The sequence below is a fragment of the Pseudomonas sp. JV449 genome (assembly GCF_032424295.1).
Classification (GTDB): Bacteria; Pseudomonadota; Gammaproteobacteria; order Pseudomonadales; family Pseudomonadaceae; genus Aquipseudomonas; species Aquipseudomonas marginalis.
In genome coordinates, this window is record NZ_VYKD01000005.1 from 598,846 (window position 1) to 619,398 (window position 20,553).

Sequence of the window (20,553 nt, forward strand, 5' to 3'; positions counted from 1 at the left end):
ATGACACTCAACGCGACCACGTCCCACACCGTCGGGCCGTACTACCACATCGGCCTGACCTGGCTGAACCGCGAAGATTTGACCGTCGCCGCCACCCTCGGCGAGCGCGTGGCGATCAGCGGGCAAGTGGTGGACGGCAACGGTGATGTTGTCAACGACGCCATGCTCGAAGTCTGGCAGGCCAATGCCGCCGGCAAGTACGACCACCCTGAAGATGAGCAGGACAAGGCGCTGGACCCGAACTTCGAAGGCTTTGGCCGGGTGCCGGTGGATGCCGAAGGGCGCTTCCGCTTTACCACGATCAAGCCGGGCAGCGTGCCGGGCCTGCAAGGCACGACCCAGGCGCCGCACCTGGTGGTGCTGGTGTTTGCCCGTGGGCTGGTAAAGCACCTGCTGACGCGGATTTATTTCGAGGGCGAGGCGTTGAACGGGGACGACCCGTTGCTGGCCTGTGTGCCTGCCGAGCGGCGCGGCACGTTGATTGCCAAGCGGGATGCGGCGGGTGTACATCAGTGGAATGTGATTTTGCAGGGCACAGATAAGGAGACGGTGTTCTTCGATTATTGATAGGTAGCAGCGGTAAGTTTCAAGCTGCAAGCTACAAGGAAGAGCAGTGACCGCGTCGGTTTTTCTCTTGCAGCTTATAGCTTGCTGCTTGCAACTACCTCCGGTTGTTGCAAAGTATGTCTAGGCTATAACCGTTCCCACTGAGTGAAAAACCATGACAACAACCACCAGTCACTACACCGGAGAAGAGCGCAGCAAACGGATCTTTGCGATTGTCGGTGCCTCCTCCGGCAACTTGGTCGAATGGTTCGACTTCTACGTCTATGCCTTCTGCGCCATTTACTTCGCCCCGGCGTTTTTCCCGTCGGATGACCCCACGGTCCAACTGCTCAACACCGCTGGCGTGTTCGCGGCCGGCTTCCTGATGCGCCCCATCGGTGGCTGGCTGTTCGGCCGCGTAGCCGACAAGCACGGGCGCAAAAACTCGATGATGATCTCGGTGCTGATGATGTGCGCCGGCTCCCTGGTCATCGCCTTTTTGCCCACCTACAAAGACATCGGCGCCTGGGCCCCGGCCCTGCTGCTGGTGGCGCGGCTGTTCCAGGGCCTGTCGGTGGGCGGCGAATATGGCACCACCGCGACCTACATGAGTGAAGTCGCGCTCAAGGGCCAGCGTGGGTTTTTCGCCTCGTTCCAGTACGTGACCCTGATCGGCGGCCAACTGTTGGCCGTGCTGGTGGTGGTGATCCTGCAACAGATCCTCACTGAGGAAGAACTGCGGGCCTGGGGTTGGCGGATTCCGTTCGTGATCGGTGCGATTGCGGCGGTGATCTCCTTGTTGCTGCGCCGTACCCTCAAGGAAACCACCAGCAAGGAAATACGTGAAGACAAGGACGCCGGCAGCATCGTCGCGCTGTTTCGCGACCACGGCAAAGCGTTCGTTACGGTGCTCGGCTACACCGCCGGCGGCTCGCTGATTTTCTACACCTTCACCACTTACATGCAAAAGTACCTGGTGAACACCGTGGGCATGCACGCCAAGACGTCGAGCTACATCATGACCGGCGCACTGTTCCTCTATATGTGCATGCAGCCGCTCTTCGGTATGTTGGCGGACAAGATCGGCCGACGTAATTCGATGCTCTGGTTCGCAGGCCTTGGCACCCTGTTCACCGTGCCGATCCTGCTGACCTTGAAAACCGTCACCAGCCCGTTCCTGGCGTTTGTACTGATCACCCTGGCCCTGGCGATTGTCAGCTTCTACACCTCCATCAGCGGGCTGGTCAAAGCGGAGATGTTCCCGCCTCAGGTGCGCGCTTTGGGCGTGGGGCTGGCGTATGCGGTTGCCAACGCGGTGTTTGGTGGTTCGGCGGAAGTCGTCGCGCTGAGCCTGAAATCCATCGGCATGGAAAACACCTTCTATTGGTACGTCACCGCGATGATGGCGGTGGCCTTCCTGTTCAGCTTGCGCCTGCCGAAACAGGCGGCGTACCTGCATCACGATTTGTAAGGGATGAGTTATGACACTGCGCACGAGCAATCAACTGTTCGACGCTTACTTCACTGCTGACAGCATGGCCGAGGTGTTCTGCGACCAGGGACGCCTGCAGGGCATGCTCGATTTCGAAGCCGCGCTCGCCCGGGCGCAGGCCCAGGTCGGGTTGATCCCGCAGGCGGCCGTGGCGCCGATTGCCCAGGCCTGCCTGGCGTCGCTGTACGACGTGGATGCCCTCGGTGTGGCGATTGCCACGGCGGGGAATTCGGCGATTCCGCTGGTGAAGGCGCTGGGCAAGTTGATTGCCAGCGGGGATGCCGGGGCCGAACGCTATGTGCACCTGGGCGCGACCAGCCAGGACGTGATGGACACCGGGCTGGTGCTGCAACTGCGCCGGGCCCTGGGGTTGATCGAAACGGATCTGGCGCGTCTGGGCGATGTGCTGGCCGCCCAGGCCCAGCGTTATGCGACGACGCCGTTGGCCGGGCGTACCTGGTTACAACACGCGACGCCGGTCACCCTGGGGATGAAGATTGCCGGTTGGCTGGGCGCGGTGACGCGCAGTCGCCAGCGTTTGAAAGAACTGCAACCGCGTTTGCTGGTGCTGCAATTCGGCGGCGCGTCCGGGACGTTGGCGGCACTCGGTGAACACGCCATGCCGGTGGCCGAGGCGCTGGCGTCGGAGTTGCAACTGAGCTTGCCTGAACAACCCTGGCACACCCAACGGGATCGTCTGGTGGAGTACGCCTGCGTCCTGGGCCTGATCGCCGGCAGCCTCGGCAAACTGGGTCGCGATATCAGCCTGCTGATGCAAACCGAAGCGGCCGAAGTGTTCGAGCCGTCGGCGCCCGGCAAGGGCGGTTCGTCGACCATGCCGCACAAACGCAACCCGGTGGGCGCCGCTGTGCTGATCAGCACCGCCACGCGCGTGCCCGGCCTGGTGGCGACGATGTTCAGCGCCATGCCCCAGGAACATGAACGCAGCCTGGGCCTGTGGCACGCCGAATGGGAAACCTTGCCGGAGATTTGCCGCCTGGTGTCCGGGGCCCTGAAACAAGCGCTGCTGGTGAGCGAAGGGTTGGAAGTCGACCCCGGACGCATGGCCCACAACCTCGACCTGACCCAAGGGCTGGTGCTGGCCGAAGCCGTCAGCATCGTGCTGGCTCAACGCCTGGGCCGGGAAACCGCGCACCACCTGCTGGAGCAATGCTGCAAACGCGCCGTCGCAGAAGGGCGCCACTTGCGCGCGGTGCTGGCGGACGAACCGCAGGTCACCGCCGAGTTGTCCGCCCCTGAGTTGGACCGCCTGCTCGACCCGGCCCACTACCTGGGCCAGGCGCACACCTGGGTCACTCGCGCTGTCACCGAACACTTTGCATTGACCGCCTAAGGAGAACGCTGTGGCTTTCGTACAACTCGCCGAGGGCGAACTGCATTACCAACTCGATGGCCCCCTGGACGCGCCGGTGCTGGTGCTGTCCAACTCGCTGGGTACCGACCTGCATATGTGGGACATCCAGATCCCGGCGTTTACCGAGCATTTCCGGGTGTTGCGTTTCGACACCCGTGGCCACGGCAAATCCCTGGTGACCGAGGGACCGTACAGCATCGAGCAGTTGGGCCTCGACGTGATCGCACTGCTGGATGCGCTGGATATTCAGCGTGCACATTTTTGCGGGCTGTCCATGGGTGGCTTGATCGGCCAATGGCTGGGGATTAATGCCGGTGAGCGCCTGCAGCGCCTGGTGGTGTGCAACACCGCCGCCAAAATCGGCACGCCGGAGATCTGGAACCCACGGATCGAGATGGTCCAGCGTGATGGCGCGGCGGCCATGGTGGCCTTGCGCGATGCGTCGATTGCGCGTTGGTTCACCGCCGATTTTGCGGCAGCCAACCCGCACCAGGCCAAGCAGATCACCGACATGCTTGCCGCGACTTCGCCCCCAGGTTACGCGGCCAACTGCGCCGCCGTGCGTGATGCCGATTTCCGTGAGCAGTTGTCGAAGATCAAGGCGCCAACCCTGGTGATTGCCGGCACTGAAGATGCCGTCACGCCACCGGCCGGTGGTCACTTTATCCAGCACCATGTGCAGGGCGCCGAGTACGCCGAGTTCTACGCGGCGCACCTGTCCAATGTGCAGGCCGGTGCTGCGTTCAGTGATCGGGTTATCAAATTCCTGCTGGCCCGCTGAGGCCGCTGTTGTGGCAACTGGCTTGTTGTGGCAAGTGGGCTTCCTGTGGTGAGCGGGCTTCTTGTGGTGAGCGGGCTTCTTGTGGTGAGCGGGCTTGCCCCGCGTTGGGCTGCGAAGCGGCCCCAAATCAGGCGCCACGGTCTGTCTGAAATAATTCGGCGTCCGTATTGGGGCTGCTTCGCAGCCCAGCGCGGGGCAAGCCCGCTCACCACAAGAAGCCCGCTCGCCACAGGAGCCCGCTCGCCACAGGTCATCGAGTTGAAATCTTATTGAACCAGGAGTTTTTTGTGGACGAGAAACAACGTTATGCCGACGGCCTGCAGGTGCGCCGCGAAGTGCTGGGCGATGCCCATGTCGACCGCAGCCTCAACGCGCTGACCGAGTTCAACAGCGAGTTCCAGGACATGATCACCCGCCACGCCTGGGGTGACATCTGGACCCGCCCCGGGCTGCCTCGCCACACCCGCAGCCTGATCACCATCGCCATGCTGATCGGCATGAACCGCAGCGAAGAACTCAAGCTGCACCTGCGCGCCGCCGCCAGCAACGGCGTTACCCGTGCCGAGATCAAGGAAGTGCTGATGCAGAGCGCGATCTATTGCGGGATCCCGGCGGCGAATGCAACGTTCCACCTGGCTGAATCAGTGTGGGATGAACTGGGGGTAGAATCCCGCCCGCCGAAGTAACAGGCTCAGGCCAGCCTTGTCGTGTAGACCCTCTTGCGCAACGGAAGCCCCATCTCTTCTTTCAGGCCATTTTCGGTGAATTCCCGTGGATTGGTGGTGGTTTTCGCGGTGCTGGGGTCGCCGTCGAAATCAACCGGGGGGACTGCCGTTTGCAGACCGATTGCCTGCCGCTCTATGTTGGGTTCGCGTTCCTGGTGAGTGTCGGGTGTTGCAGTTTCTCCCTTTAGATTTTGACCTGTGGCACCCGCGAATGCGTGTCCCCTCTCATGAGCGAGGCTGGTGATCGGGGGAGATCTGTCGTCATACATATACATCGGGTTGTAATTGATCGTGCCCAGGTCAGCCGTTTCTCCCGGTTCACCCTCCACGATGTAACCCAACTGTGAATCGGTCAGTGATTCGACGTCGCCGCCTGCTTGAAGATGCCGTTGAATGGCTTGGGTGTTGAAGCCGTAGGTCATGTCATCACGGGTGTCCAGCTCGCGCAGGGTGACTGGCGCGTTGTTGCGTGCCGCCAATTCGTCCTCTTTCTTCAACGACTGCTGGCCTATGGGCGACATTCTCAATAGCTCCAGATCGTCTTCGACCCGCTGTCTGAACTCGGCGGAACCCTCGACCAGATAGGCTGTTTTGCCGGCGTCACTGGGCGTTACATCAAACCTGCGTGAGCTGAGCGAGCGGATCACATTATCCGAAGGTTTGGCGTAGATAACCGTGTTGTCATGGTGAGACCTCACGTTGTTATGACCTCTGCCGGTGTAAATGACCGAGCTGCCAAGACTGACCATCAGGTTGTCACCACCGCCACCGTGCATCACGGTGTGGCCATTTTTGGCGATCATGAAGTCATGACCACGACCTCCATCCATATGCACGATTCGACCGACAGGTCCTTCCAGGGCCTGCAGACGGTCATTACCATTGCCGCCATAAAGCGCACTGCTACCACTGCCCGCGACCAGCGTGTCGTTGCCTTCTCCGCCCGATGCGACTCCACGGCCCTTGCCCATTTCGATAAAGTCGTCGCCCGCGCCGCCCTTGATTTGGGTGGTACCACCACCGCCACGGGCGTAGTCGTCACCGTCTCCGAGGTCGATCCTGATGGGCGTCGTCACGTCCGGAGCCACCACCACACAGTCGTTGCCGCCGTGGGTCTTGATATACAGGGGCTGGACCATGCCCAGCTCGGGGCGATTGAGCAGCTCAAGGGTGTAGGCTTTATCGTTGACGGTAGCGAGCAGCTTTCCATCGGAGGTACGGGTGATGTTCACCCGGTCTGCACGGTTGCCGGTTTCCAATACGATTTGACTGAATATTGTGCCGACGTCGCCGTTTTGTGCGGCGCTGAATTCAACCTCCTGGGAGATTTTTACGTGTTTGTCCTGAAACAGGACCTCGCTGTTTACGTAGCTTTTGTGTCCCAGGGCGACTTCGGGAGACGGCCGGGAGGAGGGAGTCAGGGCATCGGAGTCAGGGCGTTTGTATTTGATGTGGACGGGGGGTTCTGGCGTTGCCGGTGATGGGCTGTTGGTGTAGTTCGTCAGCACGGGCATGGACGCAGAGATAGTCATGGTTGGACTCGATCGTGGTTGGCGGGCGTTCCTTTGAGTGGCGGGAGGGGAAATGCTGTTCCAAGGAAAAAGCAGTCAAACGCTGTCTTGATATTGCATGCCTTAAGAACGGCCTGGAGTTAATGGGAGTCGGCGTCCCACACCCAATTCCACACGCCCGGCAGATGCACTGCTTCATTCACGTCTTTGACCGTACGCACCAATGCCGCGCGTTGCAGGGCGGCCGTATCGGTGTAGAACGGTTCGGCTGCGGTCTTCATGCCATTGACTCGTGCGCTGTCCAGCAGGATCTGCAGGTATTCCTGCATGTGCCGGGCGGTATAGCGGTTGATGTCGTGGAAGGTCACCACCACCGGAATCACACCGTCCACCGTCGGTAGCTCCCCCAGCGCGATGCGCTCGCGCACCACCGACAGTTGTCGATACAGGTTGGCGCGGCGCCTTGGGCTGCCATTGAAGCCCCAGATCTTGCCGTCATTGGCGCTCAGGTCGGTCAGCAGGACCTGCATGCCATGGCGCTGGTAGGCGGCGAAGGTGCGCCGGTCGTAGTTCCAGAACGGCGGGCGGACCAGCACGGGCGGCGCGCCGGTGATCGAGGCGATATCGCTCGCGCCCTGACTGAGGGTGCGTTCCAGCTCGGCATCATTCAGCCAGCGGTGGTTGGTATGAAAGGTCGTGGCAGTGTGAAAAGCCAGCACATGCCCGCCGGCGTATTCACGCTCCATCGTCTTGCGCCCCCGCGAGCTGCCGCCGGAACGCGACGATTCGGTCTGCAGGAAGAACACCGCCTTGATCCCCGGCAGCACCGGGTTGTGCGCCAGGTCGGCGATCACTGAACGGCTGGGGTTGTCGTAGCCCGAGGCGCTGGGGCCGTCATCGAAGGTCAGCAAAAAACGGATCGGCGCCTGGGCTTGCAGGCGTTGCTCGGTCTGCGCGGTCAGGGCAATGGGCGCGCCGATACAGCCGCTGAGGCTCAAGGCCAGGGCCAGCACGGCGGATGCGATGGCAAAGGATTTCATGGTGTGCGCAGGCTCGGATAAGAGGCCGCTGCTGGGCGGATCAGCAGCGGCAGGCGCGCACGATACAGTAAGTGCGGCGCCGGATTACAGCAGACTTATCGGGTAACTGACGATCAACCGGTTTTCATCGAACTCATTGTTGCTGTAGTCGCGGCGCATGCTCGAATTGCGCCAGCGCACCATAAGGTTTTTCACCACGCCGCTCTGTACGGTGTAGCCCAATTCGCTTTCGCGACCCCATTCCTTGCCGTCGGTGATGGTGCCGGTGTGCACGTTGCTGCCGCTGATATAGCGGTTCATCAGGGTCAGGCCCGGTACGCCGAGGGCGGCGAAGTTGTAGTCGTGGCGCACCTGCCAGGATTTTTCCTCGGCGTTGTCGTAACTCGAGTTGTAGCTGTCGTTGGCCAGGGTGCCGCCGCTGGTGCCGTTGACGCGCATCCACGCGCTGTTGCCGGTGAGTTTTTGCAGGCCGACGTAAAAGGTGTTGCCGCCATACTTGGCCGAGAACAGACCGGACCAGGTTTTGTTGTCCAGGTCGCCGGCGCGGGCGCTGCCGTCGTCCTTGCCGTAGAAGAACCCGAGGTTGGCGCCCAGGGTCCAGTCGCCCAGGGGCTGGCTGTGGATCAGGTTGACGAACTGCTGGCTGTAGATGTCCTTGAGCTGGGCGTTCCACACGCCGACCTGGGTGCGTTTGTCGTTGAAGGCGTACTCGCCGCCCTGGAAGTTGAAGCGGTCCGAGGTGAACGCGGTTTTGCCGACCATCGACATGTCCGACATGCTGCTGTCGTCGCGCGGGCTGTTGGCGCGGAACTGGCCGCCGTACAGGGTCAGGCCGTCGATTTCCTTCGAGGTGATCTGCCCGCCGCGCAGGGTTTGCGGCAGGGAGCGGCCATCGTCGGCACGCAGGATCGGCAGCACCGGCATCCATTCGCCGACCTTCACTTCGGTCTTGGAAATACGCGCCTTGAACGCCACGCCGAGACGGCCGAATTCATCTGCAGGGCGGCCATCGTGGTCCAGCGGCAGCAATTGGGTGCCACCGGTACCGCGCCCGCCATCGAGCTTCAACGAGTACAGCCCGAGCACATCCACACCGAAACCGACGGTGCCTTGGGTAAAGCCGGACTTGGCGTCGAGGATGAAACTCTGTGTCCACTCCTGCGCGCCACCCTGGGTTTTGGTGGGGTTGGTGAAATTGCGGTTGAAGAAGAAATTACGCAGGTTGAGGTTGGCGCTGGCGTCCTCCAGAAAACCGTGTTCTTCGGCGACGACGGGCATGGCAAGACTGGCGATAGCGGTGGCCAGCAGGAGCCGGCGCGGGTGAAAAGTGCTCATGGTGGTGGACCTGTTGTTATTGGGTTTATGCAGGTGGCGGCCATGGTGCGGGGCGGTGCGGGGGCGGTTCAATCGGGGCAGGGCGGGTTGTGGGCGATGATCGAACGCAAGTTGCCGGGCGCACAGGCCCGGCCTCGGCATTGCGGGGTTATCGCTTGGGCAGGTCGAAGTGGGTCCAGGGCACAGTCGGCAGGTAGTGTTGCGCAGCTACGATCAGCGCCACCATCACCACCAGGAACACCCCTTGCAGAGGGCTCCAGAAGGCCCAGTGCAGGCCGTTCAGCCAGGGGTAGCCTTCGGCGAACTTCTGGCTCATATGACCGATGCGTTTTTTGTGCAGCAGGTTGATCAGCAGCGCGCCGGCATAGGTCACCGCACCCAGTACACCGAGCATCAAGCCGCAGGCCACCAGCATGATCGCCTGCGGTACGCCGTGGCGAATCACCAGCCAGTAGTCGTTGGGGTTGATTCGCTTGGGGATCAGGTACTGGCTCAGCCACACATCCAGCACCCGATAGGTTGAACTCATCCCGGCCCACATTTGGGTGACGCGAAAGCCAACGGCCGCCGGCACGAACGCCATCAGCATGAAAATGACCAGCGACATCCCGTCCATTCTGTCTGGCTTATCGTGGGCGATGCTCAGGCCAAGCCCCAGGGCGAAGACGGCCCATAGCCGGATAAACACCTGGGTGTAGATCGGCCGGGGCACGAATTTGCGCCAAAAGAACAGGTCTGTTTGAGGCAGGCGCTCGACCAGTTGCGGATAGCGCCAGGTCAGTGTTTGCGCCAGGTGCTGGCAGGCGTTCCACTCGTTCTCGCCAAACCCATCGATCAGGCGTTTGTGTTGCGTGGCGGACATCGGCGTCAGCAGCAGGCGCGCGGCCAGGGCATCGGCTGATGTGCGCCGCGTGTCCTGGGCCTTGTCCTGCAAGTTGGCGTAGAAACTTTCCTGCTCGCAACGCGACACCAATTCGCGCCACATCCACGCCGGTTCCGGGTAGACGCCTTTCTGGTCGTCCCAGCCGAATGCCTGGCACACCCGCTCGAACAGCGGCACGCTCCATTGGGTGTCATGCAGCAGGTGCAGGACGATGCGCTGCCACTGCTGTTGCAGGTCGAACACCCGCAGCCAGGGTTGGTCGTTGTACTGCGTGAGCTGGGTGATGAACTCGCGCTCGGCCTTTTGCTCCAGCAGTTCCTGCAGGGTGCGGCGGTAGTCTTGCAGCAGCTCGCCGGTCAGCGCTTCGTATTGCCAGGACGTCATCGCCACCTGCTGCCAGGGGGTCAGCCATTCCAGGTGTTGCGCGGCCCAAGCGGCGATGGCGCTGCGTTCGCCCGGTGCTTCGAAACAATGGCGCAACAGGCCGGCCTGGAACGCATCGGTGCAGCCCTGTTGCCGAGCCTGGGCCCAGCGCTCGTCGAGGTTACGCGCGTTAAGGCCGTCGAGCAGTGCCTGGGCCGGGTCCGGTGTGGGGGCGTCGAAGGGCGCCGGGCTGACGGGGCTGATGTCCAGCAATTCGGCCAGGTCATTCAGGTTGGCGTAGGCCGCTTCGGCCACGGGCGCCTGGACGGGTTCTGCCTCTTCGTTATCCGCTCGCCAGCGTGCTTCATTCAGCGCGTGTTCATAGGCCTCGCGCAGGCGTTGGAAGCCTTGGGCGTCGTCGTCCGGGCGGCAGTTTTTCAGCAGACGCGCATAGCTGCGCTTGATGGTGCGCTCGTCGGCGTCCTCCGGCAGTTGCAGTACGGTCCAGCAATCCATCGGTGTGCCCTCAGCGCCAGAACCCGTTGTCGAGTTGCTCAAGTTGACGGCTCAGTTCGCTGCGGGCGTCGCGGATGCGGCGTTCGTCCTGGGTGTCGAGTACCTGCTGGAACTGCGCCGCCCAATGGCCGAACTGTTCGCGCAGCTCGCCGAGGTTTTCCTGGTAGAGCCGTTCGAGGCGGGCGACGAGCACGGTATTGACCTGCTGGTCGCGTGGGTGGACCTTCAATTGCGCCAGGGCCTGCAGGCGTTGCTGGATCTCCTGCGGGTTGAGCACGCCGGGGTTGTTCTCGATCACCAGCGAATGCTGCTCGCCGGTCAGCGGGATATTCACCTGGGCTTCCAGCAGGCCGTTGTTGTCGTAGGTGAAACGCACGTCCAGGGAGACTTCACCGGCCTTGCGCTTGGGCACCGGAATATCCAGTTGGCCCAGCTCGATGTTGTCTTTGACCAGGCGGCTTTCGCCCTGGTAGATCTTCAGCAGTACGTGGGCCTGGTCGTCGTGCAGGGTGACCACGCTTTTGACCCGGCTGACCGGCACGCTGCTGTTGCGTTCGATCAACGGCAGGTAATGGCCGCTTTCGATATGGCCGCCGTATTGGTTGGAGGTTTCGATGCCCAGGGTGTAGGGGCAGACGTCGGTCAGCACCACTTCTTCGAGGGCCGCGGAACGGGCCTTGAGGGCGGCCTGGATCGCCGCACCGTGGGCGACCACCTGGTCGGGATCGAGGCTGATGGAGGGAAAGCGCCCGAACAGGCCGGCGGCGAGTTTGCGCACCAGCGGCATGCGTGTGGTACCGCCCACCAGCAGGATTTCATCCAGGTCGCCGACCCGAATCCGTGCATCGCGCAGGGCGCGTTCGATCGGCGCGCGCAGGCGTTCCAGCAGCGGCGTGTAGAGCTTGGCCAGTTCCTGTTGGGTGATGGTTTTCAGCCATTGCTGGCCGTCGACACGCAGGGCGAACTCGGCGCTGTCGTCCTGGCCCAGGGCTTTGCGTACGCGCTCGGCTTCGCGGCGCAGGGCTTGCAGCACCGTGCTGGTGGGCGGGAAACCCGTGGCGTTACGTTGGCTGTCGACAAAGTGTTCGAGCAACAGGGTGTCGAAGTCTTCGCCACCGAGAAAGTTGTCGCCGGCGCTGGCACGCACTTCCATTACCCCATCGAACAGCTCGATGATCGACACGTCGAAGGTGCCGCCGCCAAGGTCGAAGACCAGGAATGAGGTTTCTTTATCCCGCTGATGCAGGCCGTAGGCCAAGGCCGCGGCGGTCGGCTCGTTGATCAGTTTCTCAACGCTGAGCCCCGCCAGTTCACCGGCGATGCGTGTGGCCTTGCGTTGGCCGTCGCTGAAATAGGCGGGCACGCTGATCACCGCGTCGGTGACGGTTTGACCATAGGTACGCTCGATGTCCTCCTTGAGGCTCTTGAGCACCAGGGCAGAGAGTTCTTCGGGGCGGAACGAGCGGTCGCCCAGGCGCACTTCGGTGGCGCTGCCCATGTAGCGCTTGAACAGCGAGGTGGTCAGGTGCGGGTGGGTGTGCAGGCGCTCCTTGGCGGCCTGGCCTACCAGGACACGGCCTTGGTCATCCAGCCCGACCACGCTGGGGGTCAGCAACTGGCCCAGGGCATTGGGCACCATTTCGGCGGCATCGCCGCGCCAGACGGCTGCGAGACTGTTGGTGGTCCCCAGGTCGATTCCTACGATCATTACGACAAGCTCCCTCTGTGGTCTGTAAGAATCTGTTACCAATTTTACCCTGAAAGCTTGAGCGGAAAGCAAGGCGGGAGACTGTTCTTACAAGCGGGCTTATTGTAGTTGGCAGGCTTGTTGTGGTGAGCGGGCTTGCCCCGCGCTGGGGCGCGAAGCGGCCCCAAATCCTGCCAATGCGTTCTGCCTGAAAGAACGTGGCGCCTGCATCAGGGCCGCTTCGCGCCCCAGCGCGGGGCAAGCCCGCTCACCACGGAGAGTGTCCAACCTGTCAGCCTTATGCTTAACCGCTTCTGCGTCTACTGTCAGGGTTGACAGTAGATGACCCGTTTTTGAAAGCCTATGTTCAAGGCGGTGGCAGTATTTTTGCTGGTGCTCAAGGGAGAAGTGCTCATGAGCTTTGGAACAGAAATGGGTGAGTTTTTAACCTCGTCGAATACGTTCAACGCGGACCTGATCTTTGGGAATAAAAAGAAGATCCCGATTACATTCGACACATTCGAGTTGATCTATATCGAGGGTTCTCAGTTTTTCATTCGTTTAGGGTTTGAGGGCAATCCGGGGTCCAGAAATGAACTGACTCTTGAGGCTAAAGAGTTGAAAGCAGGCCAGACCTACCCGATCCGGCCGCAAGACACTGGAATCAGGGCAACCTTTGCCTTCGGAGCACGCATCGAGTATTTCCCGGCGGAATATTCGGGGTTCCTGACCGTTGACCGTCTTGAATACAAGGACGGCCATCTGGCGCTGAGCATGCAGTTCTCCATCTACTTCGAGCCACAGGGCAAGGGCGATATGGAAGTTGTTTGCCATGCCCTTCAAATCACCTGCGCGTTAGCAAACCACCGCGCAACGGGTAAGTTTGTACCCAAGCACCGAGCGCAAGTGAAGGTTCCAGTTTTTTGTGAGATCGACGCCAGTGTCGATGGTAGTTATGACCCCATCGACCTGGGTGATGTATTTTTCGTGATCTACTCAGACTCGAGTTATTTTATTCAGTGCTTGCCCCGTCATGGAGGTGATCGTGCGTCCCTTGAGTTTGCAGGGAGTGTCTTGAAAACCTTTACTGATTATCCAATCACAGCGCCTGGGGGGGCGCCAGAAAGTGTTGATACGCTTCTTATTATGCGGCCTGAATTCTCATACGGGTTTTCTGATCCGACGGGTACATTCCGCGTAAGGCGCACTGAAGATTCAGAGGAAGGGTTCTGGTTTATCGCTGAGTTTAATTTCTCACTCACTGCCCGCAACGCCGATGGAAGAGAAATCGAATATAAAATTACGAGCCTTAGGTTTCAGGTGCAAGTCAGTGAATTGAGAACTTAACCTTGGCACCCAGCCTTTAAAATATCGCGGGCCATAAAAAACCGCCTCCTGATAAGGGAGGCGGTTTTTGTTTATTGCGGCGCTATCAGAACAACTTCAACGCCGGTGCTTCTTCTTTCAACGGCTCGTTCTTCGCGGTCTGCTCGTTCCAGCCGCCGCCGAGGGCCTTGTACAGGTTGACCTCGCTGGTCAGCTGCGCCAGGCGGTCGGTGATCAGCGATTGCTGGGCACTGAACAGTTGGCGCTGGGCGTCGAGGAAGGTCAGGTTGCTGTCGACACCGATGCGGTAGCGACGCTCGGCCAGGCGGTAGTAATCCTGGTTGGCCGCGACGAAGCCACGCTGGGCCTCCAACTGCTGCTTGTAGGTCTCACGCGCGGCGAGGCCGTCGGAGACTTCCTGGAAGCCGGTCTGGATCGCCTTCTCGTAGTTCGCCACGTTGATCTCTTTCTGGATCTTCGAATAGTCCAGGCTGGCGCGCAGGCTGCCGGCGTTGAAGATCGGGATGTTGATCTGCGGGGCGAACGACCAGGTGCCCGAACCGCCTTTGAACAGGCCGCCCAGGGTAGGGCTGGCGGTACCGGCGCTGGCGGTCAGGCTGATGCTCGGGAAGAACGCTGCACGGGCCGCACCGATGTTGGCGTTCGCGGCCTTGAGGTTGTACTCGGCCTGCACGATGTCTGGACGACGTTGCAGCAGGTCGGAGGGCAACCCGGCTGGTACGTCGCTGAGCAGGTCATCCGACAGCGGCTTGCTGGCGATATTCGCCGGCAGGCCGGTGCCCAGCAGCAGGGTCAGGTTGTTTTCGTCCTGGGCCACCTGGCGGGTGTAGCGTGCCAGTGCCACGCGGGCATTTTCCACCGAGGTGCGCGCCTGGCTGAGGTCGAGGGCCGAAGCCACGCCGACTTCATTGCTGCGCGAGGTCAACTTGAAGCTCTGCTCGTACGCGCCGAGGGTGTCCTGGGTCAGCTTGAGCAGTTCCTTGTCGGCCTGCCAGGTCAGGTAGGCATTCGCCACGCTGGCCACCAGGCTGATCTGGGTGCTGCGCCGTGCTTCTTCAGTGGCGAAGTACTTTTGCAGCGCTTCTTCACTCAGGCTGCGCACACGACCGAACAGGTCCAGTTCATATGAACTGATCCCGAGGCCGGCCGAGTACTGGCTGGTGATGGTCGATTCGCCGGTCTGTGACAGCTTGGCCGGGGTGCGCGAACGGCTGCCGCTGCCCGTGGCCGATACGGCCGGGAACAGGTCGGCACGCTGGATCTGGTACTGCGCCGCATACGCGTCGATGTTCAGCGCCGCGACACGCAGGTCACGGTTGTTCACCAGCGCGGTCTGGATCAGCTGTTGCAGGGCAGGGTCATGGAAAAACTGCTTCCAGCCCTGCTCGGCAGCGGCCTGGCCCGGCGCCTGGGCCGACGAATACGCCGGCCCCTGTGGGAACTGAGCTGCCACCGGCGCTTCAGGGCGCTGGTAGTCAGGGATCAGCGAGCAGCCACTGAGCACGAATGCGGTGACGGCTAAGGAAAGTAGCGACTTGCTCATTGGCCAGCCTCTTGAGGAGTTTGCTTAGGTTCAGTCTTGTTACGTTCGCCCATGGCGGACACGCTCGCGAAGAACAGTGGCACCCAGAAGATCGCCAGCACCGTGGCCGTGATCATACCGCCAATTACACCGGTACCGATTGCGTGCTGGCTGCCTGAGCCGGCGCCCGAGGAGATCGCCAGCGGCAACACGCCGAGGACGAACGCCATGGAGGTCATGATGATTGGCCGCAGGCGCATCCGCGAGGCCTCGATGGCCGCCTCGACGATGCCTTTGCCTTGCTCGTGGAGTTCCTTGGCGAACTCCACGATCAGGATGGCGTTCTTCGCCGCCAGGCCCACCGTCACCAGCAAGCCCACCTGGAAGAACACGTCGTTGGACAAGCCGCGCATGCTGGTGGCGATCAACGCACCCACCACGCCCAGTGGAACCACCAGGATCACTGCGATCGGGATCGACCAGCTTTCGTACAGCGCCGCGAGGCACAGGAACACCACCAGCAGCGACAGCGCATACAGTGCCGGCGCCTGGGAGCCGGACAGGCGTTCTTCATACGACAGGCCCGTCCAGGCGTAGCCCACACCCGCTGGCAGCTCCTTGGCGATGCGTTCGACTTCGGCCATGGCGTCACCGGTACTGTAGCCCGGTGCCGGGGTACCGAGGATTTCCATCGCCGCTACACCGTTATAACGCGAGAGCTTCGGCGAGCCATAGATCCACTTGCCCGAGGCGATGGCCGACAACGGCACCATCTTCCCGGAGTCGCTGCGCACGTACCATTTGTTCAGGTCTTCCGGGGACATCCGGCTGGCGGCTTCACCCTGCACGTAGACTTTCTTCACCCGACCACGGTCGATGAAGTCGTTGACGTAGCTGCCACCCAAGGCAATCGCCAGGGTCTGGTTGATGTTGGACAGCGTGATGCCCTGGGCGCTGGCCTTCTCGTCGTCGACGGTGAGCTCGTATTGCGGCTCATCGTTCACGCCGTTGGGGCGCACACCGGCCAGGATCTTGCTCTGGGCAGCCATGCCCAGGAACTGGTTACGCGCCGCCATCAGCTTTTCATGGCCGACACCGCCCTGGTCTTGCAGGAACACGTCGAAACCGGTGGCGTTACCGAGTTCCAGTACAGACGGCGGCACAATGGCAAACACCATGGCGTCCTGGAAGGTCTGCATGAAGTAGCCCTGGGCACGCTTGGCAATCTCGAACACCGAGGTGGACGAGTCGCGCTCATCCCACGGCTTGAGCATCACGAAGGCCAGGCCCGAACTCTGGCCACGACCGGCGAAGTTGAAGCCGTTCACGGTAAACACCGATTTCACGCCTTTGCCTTCGCCTGGTTCGCCTTCCTTGTCATTGAGCAGATAGGCGCGCATGTCGTCGATGACTTTTTGCGTGCGTTCAGCCGAAGAACCTACCGGGGTCTGCACCTGGGCAAAGATCACGCCCTGGTCTTCATCGGGCAGGAACGCAGCCGGGATGCGCATGAACAGCCAGATCATGCCGGCGATGATCAGGGCGTACACCAGGAACGCCGGGATCTTGTGCTTGATCATGTTACCCACGCCGCGCTCGTAGCTCAGTACGCCACGGTCGAAGGTGCGGTTGAACCAGCCGAAGAAACCACGCTTGGGTTGGCCGTGTTTTTCCGGGTCGATCGGCTTGAGCATGGTGGCGCACAGGGCCGGGGTGAAGATCAGGGCAACCAGTACCGACAACGCCATGGCCGAAACGATGGTGATGGAGAACTGTTTGTAGATCACACCGGTGGAGCCGCCGAAGAACGCCATCGGCAACAGTACCGCCGACAGTACCAGGGCAATACCCACCAGGGCGCCCTGGATCTGGCCCATGGACTTGACCGTCGCCTCTTTCGGCGACAGGTGCTCCTCGGCCATTACCCGCTCGACGTTTTCCACCACGACGATGGCGTCATCCACCAGCAGGCCGATGGCGAGGATCATGCCGAACATGGTCAATGTGTTGATGGTGAAACCGAACGCCGCGAGGATCCCGAAGGTACCCAGCAGTACCACCGGTACGGTCATGGTGGTGATGATGGTGGCGCGGAAGTTCTGCAGGAACAGGAACATCACCAGGAACACCAGCACGATCGCTTCGATCAGGGTGTGCACCACACCGGAGATCGATTCGGTCACGACCGGGGTGGTGTCATACGGCACTACCGCCTTCATGCCAGGCGGGAAGAACGGTTCCAGGGACGCCACGGTGGCACGGATGGCCTTGGCGGTGTCCAGGGCGTTGGCGCCCGACGCGAGCTTGATCGCCATGCCGGAAGCCGGGTTGCCGTTGAACTGCGCGCTGATGCTGTAGTTCTGGCCGCCGAGTTCGATACGCGCCACGTCACGCAGGCGAACCTGGGAACCGTCGGCATTGACCTTCATCAGGATGTTGCCGAACTGCTCAGCCGTCTGCAGGCGGGTCTTGCCGATGATGGTGGCGTTCAGTTGGTTGCCGGGCAGGGCAGGCAGGCCGCCCAATTGACCGGTGGCCACCTGGACGTTCTGTGCCGAGATGGCCGTGCTGACATCCACCGGCGTGAGCTGGAAGTTGTTCAGCTTGGCCGGGTCCAGCCAGATACGCATGGCGTACTGCGAACCGAACACCTGGAAGTCACCCACACCTGCGGTCCGGGAAATCGGGTCCTGGATGTTGGAAACGATGTAGTTGGACAAGTCATCCTTGGTCATGCTGCCGTCTTCCGACACCAGGCCGATCACCATCAGGAAGTTCTTTACCGACTTGGTTACGCGGATACCCTGTTGCTGCACTTCCTGCGGCAGCAGTGGGGTCGCCAGGTTCAGCTTGTTCTGCACCTGCACCTGGGCGATGTCCGGGTTGGTACCCTGGTTGAACGTCGCGGTGATGGTCATGCTGCCGTCGGAGTTACTGTCCGAGGCCACATAACGCAGGTTGTCGATACCGTTGAGCTGTTGCTCGATGACCTGCACCACGGTGTCCTGCACGGTTTGTGCGGACGCGCCTGGGTAGGTTACCTGGATGTCGATGGCGGTTGGCGCGATGGCCGGGTATTGGTTGATGGGCAACTTCAGGATCGACAGTGCCCCGACCAGCATGATCACCAGGGCAATTACCCAGGCGAAAATGGGACGGTCGATAAAAAATTTCGACATGGATTACTCCCCTTGGCCAGGCGCGGCAGCAGGAGCAGCGGCGGAACCGGCGGGCTTGGCGTTGTCAGCCTCCTTGACCTTGACCTCCACACCCGGCTTGACGTACTGCAGGCCTTCGGTGATCACGCGGTCACCGGCGTTCAGGCCTTTCTCCACCAGCCAATAGGCGCCAGCGGTGCGGTTGGCCACCAGTACACGCTGCTCGACCTTGTTGTCGGCGTTGACCACCAGCGCCGTCGGGATGCCCTTGAGGTCGCGGGTCACGCCTTGCTGTGGCGCGAGGATCGCCTTGCTGTTCACGCCGGCTTGCAGTTGGGCGTGTACGAACATGCCCGGCAGCAGGGTGTGGTCAGGGTTGGGGAACACTGCGCGCAGGGTCACGGAGCCGGTGGTCTGGTCGACCGAGACTTCGGAGAATTCCAGCTTGCCGTCATGGCCGTAGTCGCTGCCGTCTTCCAGGGTCAGCTTGACCTTGGCGGCATTGGCGCCGGCTTTTTCCAGTTGGCCGCTTTCCAGGTCGCGGCGCAGTTTCAGCATTTCAGCCGAAGACTGCGTGACGTCGACGTAGATCGGGTCCAGTTGCTGGATTACCGCCATGGCATCGGTCTGGCCATTGCTGACCAGCGCGCCTTCGGTCACCGAAGAACGACCGATACGCCCGGAGATCGGCGCGAACACCTTGGTGTAGCGCACGTTGATCTGGGCGGTTTGCACGTTTGCTTCCGCAGTCATGCGGTTGGCCACGGCGGTGTCGTATTCCTGGCGGCTGACGGCTTGCTCATCGACCAACTGCTTGTAGCGGTCGGAGATGGACTTGGTCTGGGTCAGGCTGGCTTGTGCGCTTTTCAGCGTGGCTTCATAGACCGACGGATCGATCTGATAGAGCTGCTGGCCTTCCTTCACATCCGCGCCTTCCTTGAACAGGCGCTTGAGGATGATGCCGTTGACCTGCGGGCGAACTTCCGCGATGCGGTAGGCGGTGGTGCGGCCTGGCAGCTCGGACGTCAGGGTATAGGCTTGCGGTTGAATGGTGACCACGCCGACCTGAGGGGCTTGAGCGGGCGGAGCCGCTTCTTCCTTTTTACATCCGCTGAGCAGCGATGCCAGGGCGACGGCAGTGACCAGAGCGGTAACAGCTGGCTTAAGTTGCATGAAGATCCTCGGGTCAGGCGCGCAGGGTGCGCACAAGAAGTGTGGAAGGGTAAAAAACAAGCTGTGAGTGGATAAGTAGCTTGCTACGCAATATACTTACGTTCATGGTTGTTTGTAAACTCTTGACAGGCTTCGCGGATTGTTGACAACGCAGGCCAAAAGTCTCGATTCCATTACGTTCGGCGCCCATGACGGTGTCGTCCCACAAATATTCGGATGATCGTTAACATCTATTAACACTGCGTTAACGATAGTCTCAGGTGTCCTGATTGAGGTTGTACTGCCATGGTTCGTCGCACTAAAGAGGAAGCTCAGGAAACGCGCAGCCAAATTCTCGAAGCCGCCGAGCAAGCCTTTTATGAGCGCGGCGTTGCACGGACGACGCTGGCGGATATCGCTGCGCTGGCCGGTGTCACGCGGGGCGCGATTTATTGGCACTTCAGTAATAAATCCGATCTGTTGCAGGCCCTGCTGGACACGCTGCATGAGCCACTGGACGAATTGGCCAGGGCCAGTGAAAGCGAGGACGAGGTCGACCCGTTGGGGTGCATGCGCAAGCTGCTGATTCATTTGTTTCATCAGGTGGCCCTGGACCCGAAAACCCGGCGCATCAATGAGATTTTGTTTCATAAGTGCGAATTCACCGATGAAATGTGCGACATGCGCCGTCAGCGCCAGACCCACAGCCTGGAATGCAACCTGCGCATCGGCCTGACACTGCGCAACGCGGTCCATCGCGGGCAACTTCCGGAAAACCTCGACACCACCCGTGGCGCAGTGTGCATCCATGCCTACATCAACGGGCTGATTGGCCAGTGGCTGCTGGTACCCGACAGCTTCCAGCTACATCAGGAAGCCGAACGCTGGGTGGATGCAGGGCTCGATATGCTGCGCCTGAGCCCCAGCCTGCGCAATTGAGACAAAATGCGTAATTGCATCAGGTTGTGTCAACAGTAAAGCCTAAGGACCGTCAATCGTCCTTCTGCCTGATGGGTGGGGTGACTTTATATACGGGCTGGCGGGCGGTTGATACATAGCCGCCTAAGTATTTTGTAGGGATTTTGTTGCAAGGCTGTTAAGGAGTGTTTCCCAGGGCAAC

At 61.1% G+C, this 20,553-nt stretch carries 15 protein-coding genes; 7 read left to right on the forward strand and 8 right to left on the reverse strand.

Going from position 1 to position 20,553, the window contains the following annotated elements; all coding sequences use genetic code 11:
- From pcaG to pcaC, 5 genes are all read left to right on the forward strand, one after another.
- On the forward strand, positions 1–567 hold the full coding sequence (gene pcaG, locus F6S08_RS08055) for a protocatechuate 3,4-dioxygenase subunit alpha (RefSeq protein WP_065928280.1): 567 nt from the start codon (positions 1–3) through the stop codon (positions 565–567).
- 154 nt (positions 568–721) lie between these two features.
- Positions 722–2,017: an MFS family transporter gene (locus F6S08_RS08060; protein ID WP_065928279.1), complete on the forward strand. Its 1,296-nt coding sequence runs from the start codon at positions 722–724 to the stop codon at positions 2,015–2,017.
- A 10-nt stretch (positions 2,018–2,027) separates the two neighbouring features.
- Positions 2,028–3,392 (forward strand): 3-carboxy-cis,cis-muconate cycloisomerase, encoded by a 1,365-nt coding sequence (locus F6S08_RS08065; protein ID WP_315871501.1) that lies wholly within the window; start codon positions 2,028–2,030, stop codon positions 3,390–3,392.
- 10 nt (positions 3,393–3,402) lie between these two features.
- Positions 3,403–4,194: a 3-oxoadipate enol-lactonase gene (gene pcaD, locus F6S08_RS08070; RefSeq protein ID WP_065928277.1), complete on the forward strand. Its 792-nt coding sequence runs from the start codon at positions 3,403–3,405 to the stop codon at positions 4,192–4,194.
- 287 nt (positions 4,195–4,481) lie between these two features.
- A complete protein-coding gene (gene pcaC / locus F6S08_RS08075) occupies positions 4,482–4,880 on the forward strand; it encodes a 4-carboxymuconolactone decarboxylase (RefSeq protein WP_065928295.1) in 399 nt (132 codons plus the stop codon).
- Between the two features lie 5 nt (positions 4,881–4,885).
- On the opposite strand, the gene F6S08_RS08080 is transcribed toward pcaC, so the two are convergent.
- From F6S08_RS08080 to F6S08_RS08100, 5 genes are all read right to left on the reverse strand, one after another.
- Positions 4,886–6,451, reverse strand: coding sequence for a M91 family zinc metallopeptidase (locus F6S08_RS08080; protein WP_315871502.1), 1,566 nt, complete (start codon positions 6,449–6,451; stop codon positions 4,886–4,888).
- 119 nt (positions 6,452–6,570) lie between these two features.
- The gene (locus tag F6S08_RS08085) at positions 6,571–7,470 is read right to left on the reverse strand and encodes a polysaccharide deacetylase family protein (RefSeq protein WP_074844323.1); all 900 of its coding nucleotides are present in this window, start codon (positions 7,468–7,470) and stop codon (positions 6,571–6,573) included.
- A gap of 84 nt (positions 7,471–7,554) precedes the next feature.
- Positions 7,555–8,805: an OprD family porin gene (locus F6S08_RS08090; protein ID WP_065928275.1), complete on the reverse strand. Its 1,251-nt coding sequence runs from the start codon at positions 8,803–8,805 to the stop codon at positions 7,555–7,557.
- 148 nt (positions 8,806–8,953) lie between these two features.
- Complete coding sequence (locus F6S08_RS08095; protein ID WP_065928274.1) at positions 8,954–10,567, reverse strand: J domain-containing protein; 1,614 nt, start codon at positions 10,565–10,567, stop codon at positions 8,954–8,956.
- Positions 10,568–10,577: 10 nt separating this feature from the next.
- Entirely contained in the window at positions 10,578–12,275 is a 1,698-nt protein-coding gene (locus F6S08_RS08100) for a molecular chaperone HscC (protein WP_074844328.1), read from the reverse strand.
- Between the two features lie 342 nt (positions 12,276–12,617).
- Here F6S08_RS08100 and F6S08_RS08105 point away from each other — a divergent pair, with 342 nt between their 5' ends.
- Positions 12,618–13,601, forward strand: coding sequence for a hypothetical protein (locus tag F6S08_RS08105; protein WP_315871503.1), 984 nt, complete (start codon positions 12,618–12,620; stop codon positions 13,599–13,601).
- An 85-nt stretch (positions 13,602–13,686) separates the two neighbouring features.
- Here F6S08_RS08105 and adeC read toward each other — a convergent pair whose 3' ends face one another.
- Genes adeC through F6S08_RS08120 form a run of 3 tightly spaced genes read right to left on the reverse strand, consistent with a single transcriptional unit; the run spans position 13,687 to position 19,454 of the window.
- Positions 13,687–15,144: an AdeC/AdeK/OprM family multidrug efflux complex outer membrane factor gene (gene adeC / locus F6S08_RS08110; RefSeq protein WP_027604394.1), complete on the reverse strand. Its 1,458-nt coding sequence runs from the start codon at positions 15,142–15,144 to the stop codon at positions 13,687–13,689.
- Complete coding sequence (locus tag F6S08_RS08115) at positions 15,141–18,302, reverse strand: efflux RND transporter permease subunit (protein WP_065928270.1); 3,162 nt, start codon at positions 18,300–18,302, stop codon at positions 15,141–15,143. Before F6S08_RS08115 ends, adeC begins: the two co-directional genes overlap by 4 nt.
- A 3-nt stretch (positions 18,303–18,305) precedes the next feature.
- Positions 18,306–19,454 (reverse strand): efflux RND transporter periplasmic adaptor subunit, encoded by a 1,149-nt coding sequence (locus F6S08_RS08120; protein ID WP_065947337.1) that lies wholly within the window; start codon positions 19,452–19,454, stop codon positions 18,306–18,308.
- A 285-nt stretch (positions 19,455–19,739) separates the two neighbouring features.
- Between F6S08_RS08120 and F6S08_RS08125 the strand changes: the two genes are divergently transcribed.
- Complete coding sequence (locus F6S08_RS08125) at positions 19,740–20,372, forward strand: TetR family transcriptional regulator (RefSeq protein WP_027604391.1); 633 nt, start codon at positions 19,740–19,742, stop codon at positions 20,370–20,372.
- Positions 20,373–20,553: the final 181 nt, after the last annotated feature.